Annotated in this window: 14 protein-coding genes (1 of these 14 running past the window's edge); 12 read left to right on the top strand and 2 right to left on the bottom strand. The window is 56.5% G+C overall.

What is annotated here, in order from left to right; translation table 11 throughout:
- Positions 1–27: 27 nt before the first annotated feature.
- The 12 genes from RGB73_RS02100 to RGB73_RS02155 all read left to right on the top strand — a co-directional run bounded on the left by RGB73_RS02100 (position 28) and on the right by RGB73_RS02155 (position 13,597).
- The gene (locus RGB73_RS02100) at positions 28–1,062 is read left to right on the top strand and encodes an alpha-ketoacid dehydrogenase subunit beta (RefSeq protein WP_310768655.1); all 1,035 of its coding nucleotides are present in this window, start codon (positions 28–30) and stop codon (positions 1,060–1,062) included.
- Between the two features lie 27 nt (positions 1,063–1,089).
- Entirely contained in the window at positions 1,090–2,334 is a 1,245-nt protein-coding gene (locus RGB73_RS02105) for a dihydrolipoamide acetyltransferase family protein (protein ID WP_310768658.1), read from the top strand.
- 13 nt (positions 2,335–2,347) lie between these two features.
- The gene (gene lpdA, locus RGB73_RS02110; protein ID WP_310768661.1) at positions 2,348–3,727 is read left to right on the top strand and encodes a dihydrolipoyl dehydrogenase; all 1,380 of its coding nucleotides are present in this window, start codon (positions 2,348–2,350) and stop codon (positions 3,725–3,727) included.
- A 167-nt stretch (positions 3,728–3,894) separates the two neighbouring features.
- Positions 3,895–5,811, top strand: a complete 1,917-nt coding sequence (locus RGB73_RS02115; RefSeq protein ID WP_310768664.1) for a sigma-54-dependent Fis family transcriptional regulator — start codon at positions 3,895–3,897, stop codon at positions 5,809–5,811.
- A gap of 260 nt (positions 5,812–6,071) precedes the next feature.
- Positions 6,072–7,037 (top strand): helix-turn-helix transcriptional regulator, encoded by a 966-nt coding sequence (locus RGB73_RS02120; protein ID WP_310768666.1) that lies wholly within the window; start codon positions 6,072–6,074, stop codon positions 7,035–7,037.
- A gap of 166 nt (positions 7,038–7,203) precedes the next feature.
- Positions 7,204–7,371, top strand: a complete 168-nt coding sequence (locus RGB73_RS02125; RefSeq protein ID WP_310768669.1) for a DinB family protein — start codon at positions 7,204–7,206, stop codon at positions 7,369–7,371.
- Complete coding sequence (locus RGB73_RS02130) at positions 7,359–7,619, top strand: DinB family protein (protein ID WP_310768672.1); 261 nt, start codon at positions 7,359–7,361, stop codon at positions 7,617–7,619. The genes RGB73_RS02125 and RGB73_RS02130 overlap by 13 nt, the downstream gene beginning before the upstream one ends.
- Positions 7,620–7,884: 265 nt before the next feature.
- Positions 7,885–9,108 carry an MFS transporter gene (locus tag RGB73_RS02135; protein ID WP_310768675.1) on the top strand — a complete coding sequence of 408 codons (1,224 nt, stop codon included), beginning with the start codon at positions 7,885–7,887 and terminating at the stop codon, positions 9,106–9,108.
- Positions 9,109–9,141: 33 nt separating this feature from the next.
- Positions 9,142–9,522 (top strand): MmcQ/YjbR family DNA-binding protein, encoded by a 381-nt coding sequence (locus RGB73_RS02140; RefSeq protein ID WP_310768678.1) that lies wholly within the window; start codon positions 9,142–9,144, stop codon positions 9,520–9,522.
- A gap of 80 nt (positions 9,523–9,602) precedes the next feature.
- On the top strand, positions 9,603–10,970 hold the full coding sequence (locus RGB73_RS02145) for a sigma-54 interaction domain-containing protein (RefSeq protein ID WP_310774055.1): 1,368 nt from the start codon (positions 9,603–9,605) through the stop codon (positions 10,968–10,970).
- A 409-nt stretch (positions 10,971–11,379) separates the two neighbouring features.
- Entirely contained in the window at positions 11,380–12,765 is a 1,386-nt protein-coding gene (locus RGB73_RS02150) for a GntP family permease (RefSeq protein WP_310768682.1), read from the top strand.
- A gap of 46 nt (positions 12,766–12,811) precedes the next feature.
- Positions 12,812–13,597 (top strand): 3-hydroxybutyrate dehydrogenase, encoded by a 786-nt coding sequence (locus tag RGB73_RS02155; RefSeq protein WP_310768685.1) that lies wholly within the window; start codon positions 12,812–12,814, stop codon positions 13,595–13,597.
- 43 nt (positions 13,598–13,640) lie between these two features.
- On the opposite strand, the gene RGB73_RS02160 is transcribed toward RGB73_RS02155, so the two are convergent.
- Positions 13,641–15,104 (bottom strand): sensor histidine kinase, encoded by a 1,464-nt coding sequence (locus RGB73_RS02160; protein WP_310768687.1) that lies wholly within the window; start codon positions 15,102–15,104, stop codon positions 13,641–13,643.
- Positions 15,101–15,485, bottom strand: the final stretch of a protein-coding gene (locus RGB73_RS02165) for a response regulator transcription factor (RefSeq protein ID WP_396136164.1). 398 nt of this gene lie beyond the right edge of the window; the window shows 385 of its 783 coding nt (coding positions 399–783); the start codon falls outside the window, past its right edge; it ends in the stop codon at positions 15,101–15,103. Before RGB73_RS02165 ends, RGB73_RS02160 begins: the two co-directional genes overlap by 4 nt.

A 15,485-nucleotide genomic window follows, 5' to 3' on the forward strand; every position in this document is an offset into this window, starting at 1 on the left:
CATAAGGAAGCAAAGGGGGAAGGGAACATGACCAAAAAAATGAGCATGTCGCAGGCAATCAACGAGGCGATGAAACTCGCGATGCGCAGAGACGAAAACGTAATTTTGATGGGGGAAGACGTAGCCGGCGGGGCGCAGGTGGACCATTTGCAGGATGAAGAGGCATGGGGAGGCGTTCTCGGCGTTACCAAAGGGCTCGTCCAGGAATTCGGCCGGGGGCGGGTGCTGGATACGCCGATTACCGAAGCGGGCTATGTCGGCGCGGCGATGGCTGCTGCGGCCACTGGTCTTCGCCCGATTGCGGAATTGATGTTCAACGATTTCATTGGAAGCTGTCTGGACCAGGTATTGAACCAGGGGGCCAAGTTCCGGTACATGTTCGGGGGCAAGGCCCAGGTGCCGGTTACGATCCGCACGACGCACGGCGCCGGATTCCGGGCGGCGGCGCAGCATTCGCAAAGCCTGTATGCGCTGTTCACAGCCATACCGGGCATCAAGGTGGTGGTTCCGTCCACGCCGGCCGATGCGAAGGGACTGCTGCTGGCATCCATCGAGGATAACGACCCGGTGATCTTCTTCGAGGACAAGACGCTCTACAACATGACAGGAGAGGTGCCGGAAGGTTATTACACCATTCCGATTGGGAAGGCGGACATCAAGCGCGCCGGTTCGGATTTGACGATCGTCGCGGTCGGCAAACAGGTGCACACGGCCTTGGAGGCGGCGGAGCAGCTCGCCAGGAAAGGAATCGAAACAGAGGTCGTCGATCCGCGCAGCCTGTCGCCGCTCGATGAGGACGCGATTTTGGGCTCCGTGCAAAAAACGAACCGGCTGATCGTCATCGACGAGGCGAATCCTCGCTGCAGCATCGCGACCGACATCGCGGCCCTGGTCGCGGACAAAGGCTTCGACAGTCTGGATGCGCCGATCAAGCGGATCACGGCGCCGCATACTCCGGTTCCGTTCTCGCCTGTGCTGGAGGACCTGTATTTGCCGACGCCGCAAAAGGTCATTCAGGCGGTATCCGAACTGCTTGGCGACAAATCGCTTTTGAGCGTCTGATTCAGAAAGAAAACGGAGGGAAAACCGATGGCAGTCGAAGTGCTCATGCCGAAGATGGGAATGGCGATGAAAGAGGGAACGGTTTCCCATTGGAACAAACAAGTCGGCGATCTCGTATCCAAAGGAGAAGTGATCGCAAGCATCAGCTCGGAAAAAATCGAGGCGGATCTGGAAGCCCCGGCGGACGGCGTTTTGTTGAAAATCGCCGTTTCGGAATGGGAGGGTGTGCCGCCTGGAACAGTCATTGGGTATATCGGACATCCAAGCGAGCAAATCGTGGAGGAAACGGCCGCAACGGCAACGCTCGAAGCGGCTGCTCCTGAGGCAAGGGAGGAGCTGCCCGCTGCCTCGACGGCGATGGCACCGATGGCGGCAACCCCTGCAAGTTCGAAGGAAGTGAAAATTTCCCCGGTCGCCCGCAAATTGGCCGAGGCTGCCGGCCTTCCCTTGGAATCCCTCATCGGGACGGGACCGGCGGGCAGGATCACCAAGGAAGACGTTGAAAAGGCAATTGCTGACCGGGAGACGAAGCAGACTGTGGCACCGGAAGACGATCAGCGAGCCGCCGTTGCCGGGAAGGAAACGGTGGAGCAGCTGCCAGTCTCCGGTATGCGCAAAGTGATCGCTTCCCGGATGATGGCAAGCCTGCGGGAAAGCGCGCAGCTCACGATCACCGCCCGGGCTGACGTGACCGACTTGATCGCTTGGCAACAGAAAATGAACGAGGTCACGCAAAAAGAGCACGACACCAAGCTGACCTTGACGGATCTCATCGCGAAGGCGACGGTGCTCGCGCTGCAAAAGCACAAGCAAGTAAACAGCGCTTATCTCGATGAGCGGATTCATCGGTACGGGCACGTCCACTTAGGGATCGCCGTCGCGCTTGAACAAGGGCTGGTCGTTCCGGTCGTGCGCCATGCAGAGTCTGTGTCGCTGCCAGACCTCTCCCGCCGGATCAAAGCGCTGGCCGCTCAGGCACGGGAAGGGACGCTCGGCATGGAAGAGATGCAAGGGTCCACCTTCTCCATCACGAACCTTGGCGCGTACGGCATCGAGTTCTTTACCCCAGTGCTGAATCCGCCAGAGGCAGGCATACTCGGTGTGGGGGCCGTACAAGATACGCCGGTCTTCGTCGGCGAGGAAGTCCGACGGCGGAGCCTTCTCCCGCTCAGCCTGACGTTCGACCACCGCGTATTGGACGGAGCGCCGGCAGCCGAATTTTTGCACACGCTGAGAAAATACCTGGAAGAGCCGTACCGGATGCTCTTGTGAAGGACGTGATAGGATGAGTGCGATTGCAGTAATCGGAGGGGGGCCAGCCGGCTACGTTGCGGCGATTGCCGCCGCCAAGAAAGGCAGGCAGGTCACTCTGATCGAGCAGCGGGCGCTGGGCGGGACCTGTCTGAACGAAGGATGCATGCCGACGAAATCGCTCCTGGAGTCTGCCGAGATGGCCGAGAAAGTAATGCATGCCGGCCGTTTCGGCATCCGCGTGCCCGAGCGGGAGGTCTCCATTGACTGGCCGGGCGTGCAGAGCTACAAAAACAACATCGTGCAGCAGCTCGTCACGGGAATCGGATTTCTCATGAGAAAAAACAGAATCAAGGTGCTTACGGGCAAGGCGCGCTTTGTCAGCCAGCATCAAATAGCGGTAGAGAAAGAACAGGGAGAGGAAATCGTAGAGGCCGAAAAAATCATCATCGCTTCGGGATCGGAACCGGTCGAGCTGCCGTTTGCGCCGTTTGACGGCAGCTGGATCGTCCACAGCGGACAGGCGATGTCGCTTTCTTCGATTCCCCGGACGCTGCTGATCGTCGGCGGAGGCGTCATCGGATGCGAGTTTGCCAGCATTTACAGCCGCTTGGGGTCCGAGGTGACGGTGATCGAAATGGCCGATCAGCTTCTTCCCGGCGAAGATGCTGATATCGTGGGCGTTTTGCAAGAACAGCTGGAACAAGCAGGGGTAAGGATCCTGACCTCCACGTCCTTGACAGCGGTCGATGCGCAGACGAAAACGGTTCGTTACCAGAGCCCGGACGGTGCCGGGGAGGCCGCAGCAGACATCGTGCTGGTGGCGGTCGGAAGGAAGCCGCGGACCGCCGAGCTGCAGCTGGAGCGGGCCGGTGTGGCATTCGGCAGGCAGGGCATCTCCGTAAACGGACAGATGCAGACAAACGTGCCCCATATTTACGCTTGTGGGGATGTCGTCGGGGGCATCCAGCTCGCCCACGTTGCTTTTCATGAGGGAACGGTAGCCGCCTTGCACGCGTGCGGTCTGGATGCCAAAGCGAATTATCGGGCCGTACCAAGGTGCATCTACACGTCGCCCGAAATTGCCAGCGTGGGCCTCACTGAAAAGCAAGCCAGGTCGCAATACGGAGACGTACGCATCGGGGAATTTCCGTTTTCCGTCAACGGCAAGGCCATGATTCTCGGTGAAGCGATCGGAAAGGTGAAAGTCATCACGGAACCGGAATACAACGAAATACTGGGTGTATCCATCGTCGGACCGCGCGCGACGGAGCTGATCGGCCAAGGCACGGTCATGCTCCATGGGGAAATGACGGCGGATATGATGGAGACGTTTATTTCTGCCCACCCGACGTTGTCAGAAGCGATTCACGAAGCCTTGCTGGCTGCCATCGGCCATGCCGTGCACGCCTGAATCAGCTGACCCATGCAAAAGCCCCCTCTGTGAGTCAGGGGGCATTTTGCGTGGCTGCCATTGTAAACGCTGCCATAATTGATTAGAATTTAGACAAAGAGAGAGCGACCTTGCATACATTCTGACACGAGTTACTTCAGGCGAGTTACTGAGGGAGGGAATGTATCTTGTTAGAAACGGCATTGAGTACGCAGACGTGGAAGCGGTTTGTTCAGGAAGGTGTGCTGGATTCTTCGCGGATTCACCAATCCATCATCGAATCCTGGTATCGTTCCCGAAACGCCCAGGTCAGCCCGTATCTGGATCGGGGGAGGCACATTTTGAGCGGTGAATCCCTTCGGCGCCAGCAGCAAAAGAACGCTTTGCTTACGGACGTTGCGGCCCCGTTCCTCGAAAAAATGGACCGAATTGCGAGAGAGATGGGAATGATCGCGCTTTTGATCGATCCGGAAGGCTACGTGTTGTCGATGAAGGGGAGCGAAAATGTCCGGGAGGTAGCCGAAAAAATCCGATTCGTAGAGGGCGTGCGCTGGACGGAAGCCGAAATGGGGACCAATGCCATCGGGACGGCGTTGTCGCTGGGTCAGCCGATCATGGTCACCGGCACCGAGCACTATTCCATCGCTTCCCATGGCTGGAGCTGTGCCGCCGCACCGATCTGCAACGAAGACGGAGAGGTCCTGGGCATCCTGGATGTTTCGTGTCCGGTCGACCGGGCGCATCCTTACATGCTGGGGATTGTCACGCAAGCGGCCTATACGCTGGAGAAAGAAGTAAAGATCCGCTCGCATCGCGACGAGATGGAATTGATTCAGCGTTCGATGGAAGTGCTGGAAAAGGAACAGCCGCTCATTATTTGCACCCCACGCCAAAGCGTCGTTGCGGCGAGCAAGCCGATTCGTCAGAACATTCCAAACTGGTGCGGAATGCATGCGGAAGAGATATACCTGCGCGGATACCGCAATCGAATGGAAGTGCCGATTTGCTCTGCGGAGCACGGAGGCTTCATCGGCACATGTATCTACCTGCTGAAAGCGGAGGAGCAAGCGTCAAGGCCGGCAGTCTGTCAGGACAAGGCTTCCTCTGCTGCCAAGCCGTTCCGGTTCATCGGCGAGGCAGGCACAAGCCGTGTCTTCCGGCAGACGCTGGAAGAGCTCGGGCGGGTAGCTCCCGCAGACATTCACGTCTTTATCTCGGGCGAGACGGGAACCGGCAAAGAGGTGATTGCTCGTTCCATTCACGAGAACAGCAAAAGGGCAGGCGGGCCATTTGTTGCGGTAAACTGCGGAGCCATCCCGAGAGAGCTGCTGGAAAGCGAATTGTTCGGTTATGTGGAAGGGGCGTTCAGCGGGGCGAAGCGAACCGGAGCGAAGGGGAAATTCCAACAAGCCCACCAGGGCACCATTTTCTTGGATGAAATCGGGGAAATCCCGTACTCCATGCAGGTGGCGCTGCTCCGTGTCTTGCAGGAGCGAAAAATTACTCCGCTGGGCGGCGGCCAGGAGATACCCGTCGATTTTCGCGTGATTGCAGCCACACACCGCAACATCCATCAGCTGGTCAAAGAAGGGAAGTTTCGCGAAGACCTTTTTTATCGCCTGTACGTATATCCGGTGCATGTTCCGGCACTCAGGCAGAGGGTGGAAGACATCCCGCACCTCGTTCACCATTACTGCGAAAAGCATGACTGGGATGCTGTTTTCGCTCCGGAATTTTTTGCTGCGCTGATGGATTACACCTGGCCCGGAAACATTCGCGAGCTTTTCAATGTGCTGGATAAATTGAGGATTCTTGCCGTGAACAGAAACGGCGACCTCTTGCCTCTTCTGCATTCCCTGCTCTATCAAAACGCAGAGTTGAGCAAAAGCATCTCCGCCGGCAGGAGCCTACCCGAACAGAGGGCGGAGGGGCACGGCACGTCTCTTACGTTTCGCGACAAGATCCTGCAGCAGCAAATGGTCGAGGCGCTGCAAAAGACGAACGGGAATGTGTCGAAAGCGGCAAAACTGCTGGGCATCCCCAGAAGTACATTCTACAAACGAATGCACCGGTTTGAAGAAACGCCAAAACCTCCCCGCGGTTGAGGGGGTTTGACGGGAGCACTTCATGAACATGCGGCTTTCGCATGGAAGGAGTGCTCCTTTTTCACTGAGTCAGTATGATCGTCCTCGCCGATTCTCGCTACCGGATTCGGCAAGAGTAACCCCACCCCTTAAGTCGCGGCCGCTCATCCTCGAATCGCCGCGATAGAGGTTTACTTATGGAAAGGAAGGGAATTCCATCATGGACATCTAAAAAGGGAAGATCTGTTTTTTGACAAGTCACAGGAAAACGAGGGGAAGAGATGTCCAAAACGGATAACATGCTGGCTATTTTGTGGCTGCTGCGCTCAGGAAAACGGCTGACCGCAGGACAACTGGCTGAAGCGCTGGAGATAAACGTCCGCACCGTTTACCGCTACATCGATGCGCTGTGTGCGAGCGGGGTTCCCATCATTGCGGATGCCGGCCATCACGGGGGCTACACGCTGCTTCAGCCCTTTACCGATGCGCCCTTGCTCTTTGATCTGAACGAACAAAAGGCGCTGATTCACGCCGCCGTTTTTGCCCAGGAAGCGGGCTATCCGTTTAGCGAGGATCTGAAGCGGGCCATCGCGAAGCTGAAGCGGTACGCCAATGACGAGCAGCGAGGTGCGATGGAGCGTCACAGCAAGGGCGTCGAGGTCATCCTGCCGCCCGCCAATCCACTGCTGGAGTCGATCTTGAAAGAGCTGGAGCTGTCTGCTGCCAACGGACAAACACTCTGCATCGAATACCAGAAAAGCTACCAAACCGATCACCGGAGCAGGCAGATTGATCCGTACGGCCTCGTCCACTGGAAGGCCAATTGGTATCTCGTCGCCTTTTGTCACCTGCGCGGCGACATTCGGAGCTTTCGTGTCGACCGCATCCTCAGCATAAACCGCACCGATTCGACATTCGAACGTCCGGCTACCTTTTCGGCCCGACAATTTTTTCTGGCCAATCTCCTTCCCGAGTCGGACAAGCAGGAGAATCCCATCCATGTCCACGTCACGGGGAGAAAGCAGGCGATTAATGACTTGTGCTGCCACTGGTATCTCGGCCGACTGCTGGTGGAGCGCTCCGGGGAACATGCCCGATTCCTGGTGGAGGAAGAGCTCGTACACAAGCATGTCCCGCATTTCTTGCTGCCCTACGGAAAATCCATCTCCGTACAGGAGCCCGCCTTTCTGAAGGAACGCCTGGCTGCGGTCGCGGCCGATTTGCTGCACTATTACCAATCGACGTAACTTAACTGACCAAGATTGTCAGGGAAGATGAGGTATGATCGAGTTAGCCATTAGCAATGAAGGGACTGGAGGAAAAAGAGATGAAGCACGAAAGCCTGCGTCTGTACGACTACCATTTATGGGAAAACGAAAAAGTATTTCAACGCTGACGTGAGCTCCCTCCGAGGTGTGCGAGCAAGAGATCCAGAGCGTATTTCCCTCCATCAACAAGACGCTCGTACACATGCTGCTGACGGACCATGTGTGGCTTCTCGCTATGAAAGGGGAAAGCTACGAGCGGGTCGGCCAAATCATGGGAAGTCTGTCGCAAGAGCGAAAGCTATGGATTGGATGATCTGGTACGCCGGATTTGCGGAGGTAGCCGAGAAATTCAAGGACTTCTTCTCGCAAATCGATCTGGATGGCAGCTCTTCCTACTCTCACCCGGTGATGGGCACACTCGTCGCACCGTACAGCACCATCATCCAGCACGTCGTCAACCACGGGACGTACCATCGCGGAAACATTTCAGCCATGCTGGGGCATGCGGGAGCGTCGCACGATTACATTTTCTACTTGTTTGAAAAAAAGGACGAGCGCTGACAATTGCTTCTTGAACTGGGAAAAAGGCGTATGGTATGCTGTGAACATCTCAAACGGAAGGGTGACCATCAAGCCAATGATCTTCTAAGTCCTATTTCCAAGAAAGCAATCGAATCAAAAACGATGCGTATTTCTGGATAGGCTTAGGTGATGCATATTGGCGATTGGATGGGGGACCCTGTTTTTTTGGTGCCGGGTTTTCTAGTCTTTTTGTGATGATATGTGATGCCTCCTGTCCAGAAATGATGGATAAGGAGGTTTTTTCATGTCAGGACTGTTTCGGAATCGCTATGTGCGGGCCATTCTTCTGTCGGCCCTGTTTTTGCAAATTGGCATCTGGGTGCGAAACTTCGCCATTCTTCTCTACGTCATGGAGCAAACAAACGGGGATTCGCGTGCCGTCTCGCTGATTTCCGTAGCGGAGTATGCACCGATCTTTTTGTTTTCGTTTTTGGCGGGGACATTCGTGGACCGCTGGCGCCCGAAGCGCACAATGGTATGGTGTGACGTCATCAGCGCCGTATCGGTCGCGGTGGTTCTGCTGACCTTTGTTTACGGTACGTGGAAGGCGGTCTTTTTTGTCACCCTGATTTCCGCCATCCTGTCGCAATTTTCCCAGCCGTCAGGGATGAAGCTGTTCAAGCTGCACGTGCCGGGAGAGCAGCTTCAGGCGGGGATGTCCCTGTACCAGACGCTGTTTGCGATTTTCATGGTGCTGGGGCCGATCCTCGGGACGTTTGTCTTCCAGCAGTGGGGTATGGAAGTCGCGATGGTCATTACAGCGGCAGCGTTTTTGCTCTCTGCCCTCGTGCTTGTCACCTTGCCGGCTGATCGCGTGGAAAGCGGGTCTGCTCAGCCGAGCGATTTCTGGAAAGAGATGGCCAGCGGGATACGCTATGTAAGGGATAGCCGCGTTCTTACGATGCTCGGCCTCTGTTTTTTGGCCGCCGGTTTGGCCATCGGGATGGTTCAGCCGCTCGGCATCTTCCTGGTCACCGAACGGCTTGGCTTGCCCAAGGAAAGCTTGCAATGGCTGCTCACGGTCCAAGGGATCGGCATGATCGCGGGTGGAGGACTGACGATGGCCATGGCCAAGAAGGTCGCCCCCCAAAGGCTGCTCGTTGCCGGACTTGCAGGCAACGCGGTCGCACTCGCCGTAGCAGGGTGGTCCAATCACTTGTGGCTGACGCTCGCCGCCCAGCTTTTGGGAGGGCTGCTGCTGCCGAGCATTCAAATCGGCATCAATACATTGCTGCTCAAGAACACGGAGAGCACGTTTATCGGACGGGTGAACGGGATCTTGACCCCGATGTTTACGGGCTCGATGGTAGTGACGATGAGCGTGGCGGGATTCCTAAAGACAAATCTCCCGCTGCTTTTCATCTATTTGCTGGCTGCCCTGCTCTTTGTCGTCGGCATCCTGTTTATTTTGCCGCTGTATCGGATGCAGGAAGGAAAGGCGCCTGAAAATCGGGAACAGATAGGATAGTAGATTTTGCAGGAAGACAGGAGGGCACGCGCGATGGGGCATTATCCGATCACATCCAAAGAGGGCTTGGCCTTTGTAGAGCAGGTTCGAAAGCTGGCTATGCGCCTGCCGGAGGTAACCGAAAAGGTGGATCATTTTGGACACCAGACGTTTCGGGTGAATGACAAGCCTTTTGTCATGCTCGGAGAGGGCGAGGATGGAACTCCGAAGATGTCGATCAAGACGCTCCCGACTACCCAGGAGGTACTGCTGACGAGACCGCACTTCACCAAAACGCCTTACATCGGACACCACGGCTGGGTCTCGATTGCGGCGAAAGACATTTCGGACTGGAAAGAGATCGAAAGCTACCTTCTCGAGGGGTACTTGCGGTCGGCGCCGAAGCGTCTTGCCAAGCTGGTTCGTCCGGTTTGATCCGAGGGCGAGGCGCGAGTTTTTTCTCTCGCGCTGTCGCACCTGTTATCATTCAAGAGGTCTGGAAAGGAGGAGTCGTTATCGATTGGAATCTTCAACAGATGAGCAAGCTGCTGGAGGTCGTCTTTGAAAACGCGCACGAACCGATGATCGTGACGGACAAAGACGGGAAAATCCTCCTCTTGAACAGAAGCTATCGTGAATTCTTGAATGTCGGGGATGTCATCGGCAAACCGGTCACGGAAGTCATCGAAAACACGAGGATGCACATCGTCGGGCAGGCAGGTGTCGCCGAAATTGCCGATATTCAGCGGATCAAGGGGCAAAACATGATTGCCCACCGCATCCCGATCATGTACGAAGGAAAAGTGTTGGCGGTCCTGGGCACCGTGTTGTTCCAGGACGTAAAGGAATTGGCCTCACTTGCCGCGATGGTAGACCAGCTCAAGGACGAGCTGACATACTATAAAAAAGAGCTGCGTCGCCGGTTGGGGGCTACTTATCACATCGACCAGATTGTCGGGTACAGTCAAAAGATGCAGGTCCTCAAGCAATTCTCGCAAAAAGTGGCGAAAAGCGATTCGACCGTGCTGATTACCGGCGAAAGCGGAACGGGCAAGGAGCTGTTCGCCCACGCGATCCATGCCGAAAGCAAGCGGAAAATGGGGCCTTTTATTCGGGTAAACTGCGCGGCGATTCCGGATTCCCTTCTGGAGTCGGAGCTGTTCGGCTATGAAGAGGGCGCATTTACGGGAGCGGTGCGGAAAGGCAAGAAAGGCAAGTTCGAGCTGGCCAACCACGGCACCATTCTGCTCGACGAGATCGGCGACATGCCGCTGCCCTTGCAGGCCAAGCTGCTGCGCGTTTTGCAGGAAAAGGAAGTGGAGCGGGTCGGAGCCGTACGCTCGACGCCCATCGACGTGCGCGTCATCGCCTCGACCAACCAGGATATGCTGGCAAGCATCAAGGAAGGGAAATTTCGGGCAGACCTCTACTACCGCCTGAATGTCGTCTCGCTGTCGATTCCGCCTCTGCGGGAGCGCCTGGAGGACCTGCCTGAGCTGGTTTCCAACCTGTTGGGTCAGCTGGTAGAATCGACGGGAGTGACCGTTCGCTCGATCGACGACGATGTATGGGGAGTGCTGAAGAGCTACTCTTGGCCGGGAAACGTGCGCGAGCTGCGAAACGTCCTTGAGCGTGCGCTGCATTTGATGGAGGACGACGTGCTGAAAAAGGAGCACATTTGGCTCCCGGCTGCCGCTTCCGAGGCAAGCACCAGCGCTTCCGCGGTCCGGCCGCTGAAGGAAACGCTGGAGCTCGCCGAAAAGGAAGCGCTCCTTTTGGCGATGAAAGAGGCCAACGGAAACAAGCAGGAGGCAGCCAAGCTGCTGCGTATCAGCAAGTCCAGCTTTTACGAGAAGTGGGAAAAGCACCGATTGGAGAAATGAACGGATATCCCTGTCAGCCCGAGAACCGAGGTGTTCTCGGGTTTTTGCTGGTCCAAGCCCGGAAATTGCAAACGGGACAACCGATTTTCCCGGATTCCGAAATTCCGGAAGAGCGTGCGCGGCCTTTTGGTGAAGCGCTTACAACTCATTCCGGATTTGTGGAATCTTTTTTCCGAGCTTTCGGAAATTTTGGCGACGACATCCCTCGACGGTGCGACCCATGACCGCGAAAAGCCAGCATTCGACACAATTTTTCATGGGGCAGCGGAGTTTGGCACGGTCCGTGCTATATAGTCTCGACAGAAAGTTGAAAGCGGTTTCTTAGCATCGTCAGAGAGGAGAATGCTTTGCCATTCCATCAAAAAAGACGCCCGATCTTACAAAGAGGCGTACTTGAAAGGAGAATCGTATGATCATAGAAGTGTTGTCCATTGTCCTCGCACTCGGACTCCTGATGTTCTTTGCGTATCGCGGCTACCCGGTGATCGTGTTTGCCCCGATCTTTACCTTGCTCGCGGTCGTCCTGTCCGGGATTGCCTTGTTGCCTAGCTATACCGAAACCTTCATGACAAACGCAGCCAACTATGTGAAATCATTTTTCCCTATTTTCCTGCTTGGCGCGATCTTTGGGAAAGTCATGGAACTGAGCGGGGCGGCGTCCTCCATCGCCCACACGATTGTGAAAGCGCTGGGGTCGAACCGCGCGATCCTCGCAGTCGTGCTCGCATGCTCGATTTTGACGTACGGCGGCGTGTCGCTGTTCGTTGTGGCTTTCGCAGTCTATCCGTTCGCTGCCGCGATTTTCCGTGAAGCGAATATTCCCAAGCGGCTGATTCCGGGCACCATCGCACTGGGTGCTTTCACGTACACGATGGATGCACTCCCTGGCACACCGCAAATTCAAAACATTATTCCGACCACTTATTTCGGTACGGACGCGTACGCGGCTCCGGTGGTGGGAATCATAGGTGCGATCATCGTATTTGCCGGCGGCATCTACTGGCTGGAGCGCAGGCGCAAACAGGCGGTTGCTGCGGGCGAAGGCTACGGCGAAGGGCATATCAATGAGCCGGAGCTTGCGCAGAGCCAATCCTACATGAACATTTGGGTCGCGATTCTGCCGCTGGCGCTGGTGTTGATCGGCAACTACCTGTTCAGCCGCGGCATCTGGTCGGTATCTTCCTGGTATGACGCAGCCATGCTGAAGGAATCGTTTAAAATCGAGCAGGTGAAAAACGTCGTATCTTCCTGGGCATTGATTATCTCTCTCAGCTTGGGGATCATCGCAGCCCTCCTGATCAACGTCAATCAAGTGAAAAACAAATTGGCTAGCGGCCTGACTGCTGCCGCTATGGGTGCTCTGCTGGCGATCTTCAACACGGCTTCCGAGGTCGGTTTTGGTAACGTTGTCAAAACGCTGCCTGGCTTCAAATTGATCCAAGGCTGGATTTTGGGCGCAAGCAGCCATCCGCTGGTTTCGGAAGCGGTCGCGGTAAACGTGCTGGCTGGTGTAACGGGCTCCGCTTCCGGCGGGATGTCGATCGCGCTCGAGGTCATGGGCAAGCAGTATCTGGAGATGGCAAATGCTGCGGGGATCAGTCCCGAGCTGCTGCACCGCATCGCCTCAATGGCGTCCGGCGGCATGGACACCTTGCCGCACAACGGCGCTGTCATCACCCTTTTGGCCATTACGGGCCTCACACATCGTCAGTCGTACAAAGATATTTTCGCGATTACGGTTTTGAAAACACTCACCGTATTCATTCTGGCATTCGCCGTTTCCATCTTCGCATAAGCAACGGGACAATCAGACGATCGAGGTAGGAGAGGAGATCAGAGAGATGGAGAAACTATTACAAGAGCAGGTGGCTTTGGTGACAGGAGCGGCAAGCGGGATCGGGCTGGAAATTGCCCGTACGTTTGCCGAAGAAGGTGCCAAAGTGATGATTCTGGACCTCAACCGGGAAGCGGCAGAAGCGGCAGCGTCCCGGCTGCAGGGCGAAGGGCACCAGGTTCTCAGCCTGGCGTGCGACGTCACGGATGAGGAGCAGGTCCGGGAAAGCCTGCAAAAGACGGTGGAAGCCTTCGGGCGGCTGGATATCTTGGTTAACAACGCCGGACTGCAGTTCGTTTCGCCGATCGAGGAGTTTCCGACCGCGAAATTCGAACGCATGATCAGCATTATGCTGACGGCTCCTTTCGTCGCGATCAAACACGCCTTTCCCATCATGAAGAAGCAAGGCTACGGGCGAGTTCTGAACATGGCTTCGATCAACGGCTTGATCGGCTTTGCCGGAAAGGCTGCCTACAACAGCGCCAAGCACGGCGTGATCGGCCTGACCAAAGTGGCGGCGTTGGAAGGAGCGGCAGACGGCATTACTGTCAATGCGATTTGCCCCGGCTACGTCGACACTCCGCTCGTGCAAAACCAACTGGCTGATTTGGCGAAGACGCGGAACGTGCCATTGGAAAAAGTAATGGAAGAAGTCATCTATCCGTTGGTGCCGCAAAAGCGTCTGCTGAGCGTGCAGGAAGTGGCGGACTACGCCGTGTTCCTGGCCAGCAAAAAAGCGCAAGGTGTGACGGGCCAGGCCGTCGTAGTGGACGGCGGCTATACGGCACAGTAAGAGGAGAACAAAAAGCCCCATGATCAGGGGCTTTTTTACTGTTTTAGCGGGTGGACGGGCCTTCCTTTGGGAATGGCAGCCAAACGGTAAAGGTGCTGCCCTCTCCGATCATGCTTTCGACGGATAAGCGCCCGCCGTGCACCTCGACGATGGAGTGGGAGATGGACAGACCCAGGCCGGATCCGCCTTGTGTGCGTGCTCTCGCTGTATCGACCCGGTAAAAGCGGTCGAAGAGATGCGGAAGAGCTTCAGCCGGAATTCCGGGCCCGTTGTCTTTTACTGTCAGCTGAACTCCGCCAGCGGCTTCCGTGAGCGATACCTCGATGCGGCCGTGGACAGGATCGGTGTGCTGGACGGCGTTTTGAAACAGATTGAGAATGACCTGCTTTATGCGGTCGGGGTCGAGCAGCAGCTCCGATTCCGTGCCGATTGTGACGCGAACGTCCCTCGATTTGGCTAGCATGCGGAGCTGGGGCTCCATCTCCCCGAGAATGCGATGCAAGCCTCCGCGCGTCAGCTGAACGGCCAATGCTGGAGCCTGATCGACCTTCGCGAGAAACAGCAGATCCTGGACGAGCTTGGTCAAGCGCTCCGATTCGCCGTGCATGCTGAGGAGCGCTTCCTTCAATTGATCGGGTTTGGCAGCGGCCCCTCGGAGCAGGACCTCCACAAATCCGTGAATGGAGGTAAGGGGAGTCCGCAGTTCGTGCGAGGCGTCCGCGACGAAGCGGCGCATCTGTTCCTTTGCTTCCTTTTCGGCGGCGAACGAGTCCTCCAGCCGCTGGAGCATGCCGTTGAACGCCGCAGCCAGCCGATCCGTTTCCAACTGGCCTTGCTGCTCTGACAGCCGTTGATTCAGGTTGCCGGCATTGATGGATTCTACGGTTTGAACCATGCTGGAGAGAGGCACGAGCGTTTTCCGCAAGACAGGCAAAAAGGCCAGCACCCCGCCGATCAAGGCCAGTGCCGAGAGCGCGACATACGTAGTCAGTTGCCGGATCAGCACCTCGCGTACAGAACGGATGCTCGCGGTCAGCTGGACGACTCCTGCAGGCTGCTCGCTGGATCCGATCGGTTGCAGCACCAGGATCTGGGGCATGCCGAGGGCATCCGTCGTAATGGTGAAGGGGGCTCCGCCGTGTTTTCGCTGTGGCTGCATCGCATCTATATACGTCTGTTTCGAGAGAGGAGGGGGGGATCCGTGACGCGGATCCGCCCATTCTTTTCGGATCGTCCCCGTATGGTCGATGAGGGCGAGGGTCGAATCGGGAATGTGAAGGGTCTCTAGCGGATTCGGTTCCGTTCCGTTCGGATTTTTCTGCAGGTAGGACAGCCATACCTCCGGCGATATCGAACGAAGCTGGCTCAGAAGGGAGACCGCCTGTTCTCTGTACATAAAATCTTTCATGTAGACGTGCTGCAGGATGCCGATGATCAGCAGGAGACCGGACAGAATCATGAGGGACCGCAACAGGATTTGGGAGCGGATGGATCTCGATTGCCTCATGGCAGATCCACCCGGTAGCCGGAGCCGCGGATGGTGCGGATCAACTGATGCTCGCGGTCATCCAGCTTCTCGCGCAGCGAGCGGATGTACACCTCTACGATGTTTTCCTGGCCCCCAAAATCGTACCCCCACACTTTGTCCAGGATGGTCGCCTTGCTGAGGACGATACCGTGGTTGACCACGAGGTATTTCAACAGCTCGTACTCCGTGGCGGAGAGGGACAAGACCCGCTGATCGTAGCGGATTTCCTTGCGGCGATCGTCGATGCGGAAAGGTCCGATCTGCATTTCGCCCACCATATGGGGAAACTGGTTGCGAATGCGGGCATGGATCCTTGCGAGCAGCTCCTGAAAACTGAATGGCTTGCTCATGTAGTCGTCC

This window comes from Brevibacillus brevis, from assembly GCF_031583145.1.
Classification (GTDB): Bacteria; Bacillota; Bacilli; order Brevibacillales; family Brevibacillaceae; genus Brevibacillus; species Brevibacillus brevis_E.

Coding starts and splice junctions, on each gene's coding strand:
- RGB73_RS02100 (WP_310768655.1), top strand. CDS start 28: ATGACCAAAAAAATGAGCATGTCGCAGGCAATCAACGAGGCGATGAAA.
- RGB73_RS02105 (WP_310768658.1), top strand. CDS start 1,090: ATGGCAGTCGAAGTGCTCATGCCGAAGATGGGAATGGCGATGAAAGAG.
- lpdA (WP_310768661.1), top strand. CDS start 2,348: ATGAGTGCGATTGCAGTAATCGGAGGGGGGCCAGCCGGCTACGTTGCG.
- RGB73_RS02120 (WP_310768666.1), top strand. CDS start 6,072: ATGTCCAAAACGGATAACATGCTGGCTATTTTGTGGCTGCTGCGCTCA.
- RGB73_RS02130 (WP_310768672.1), top strand. CDS start 7,359: ATGGATTGGATGATCTGGTACGCCGGATTTGCGGAGGTAGCCGAGAAA.
- RGB73_RS02135 (WP_310768675.1), top strand. CDS start 7,885: ATGTCAGGACTGTTTCGGAATCGCTATGTGCGGGCCATTCTTCTGTCG.
- RGB73_RS02140 (WP_310768678.1), top strand. CDS start 9,142: ATGGGGCATTATCCGATCACATCCAAAGAGGGCTTGGCCTTTGTAGAG.
- RGB73_RS02150 (WP_310768682.1), top strand. CDS start 11,380: ATGATCATAGAAGTGTTGTCCATTGTCCTCGCACTCGGACTCCTGATG.
- RGB73_RS02155 (WP_310768685.1), top strand. CDS start 12,812: ATGGAGAAACTATTACAAGAGCAGGTGGCTTTGGTGACAGGAGCGGCA.
- RGB73_RS02160 (WP_310768687.1), bottom strand. CDS start 15,104: ATGAGGCAATCGAGATCCATCCGCTCCCAAATCCTGTTGCGGTCCCTC.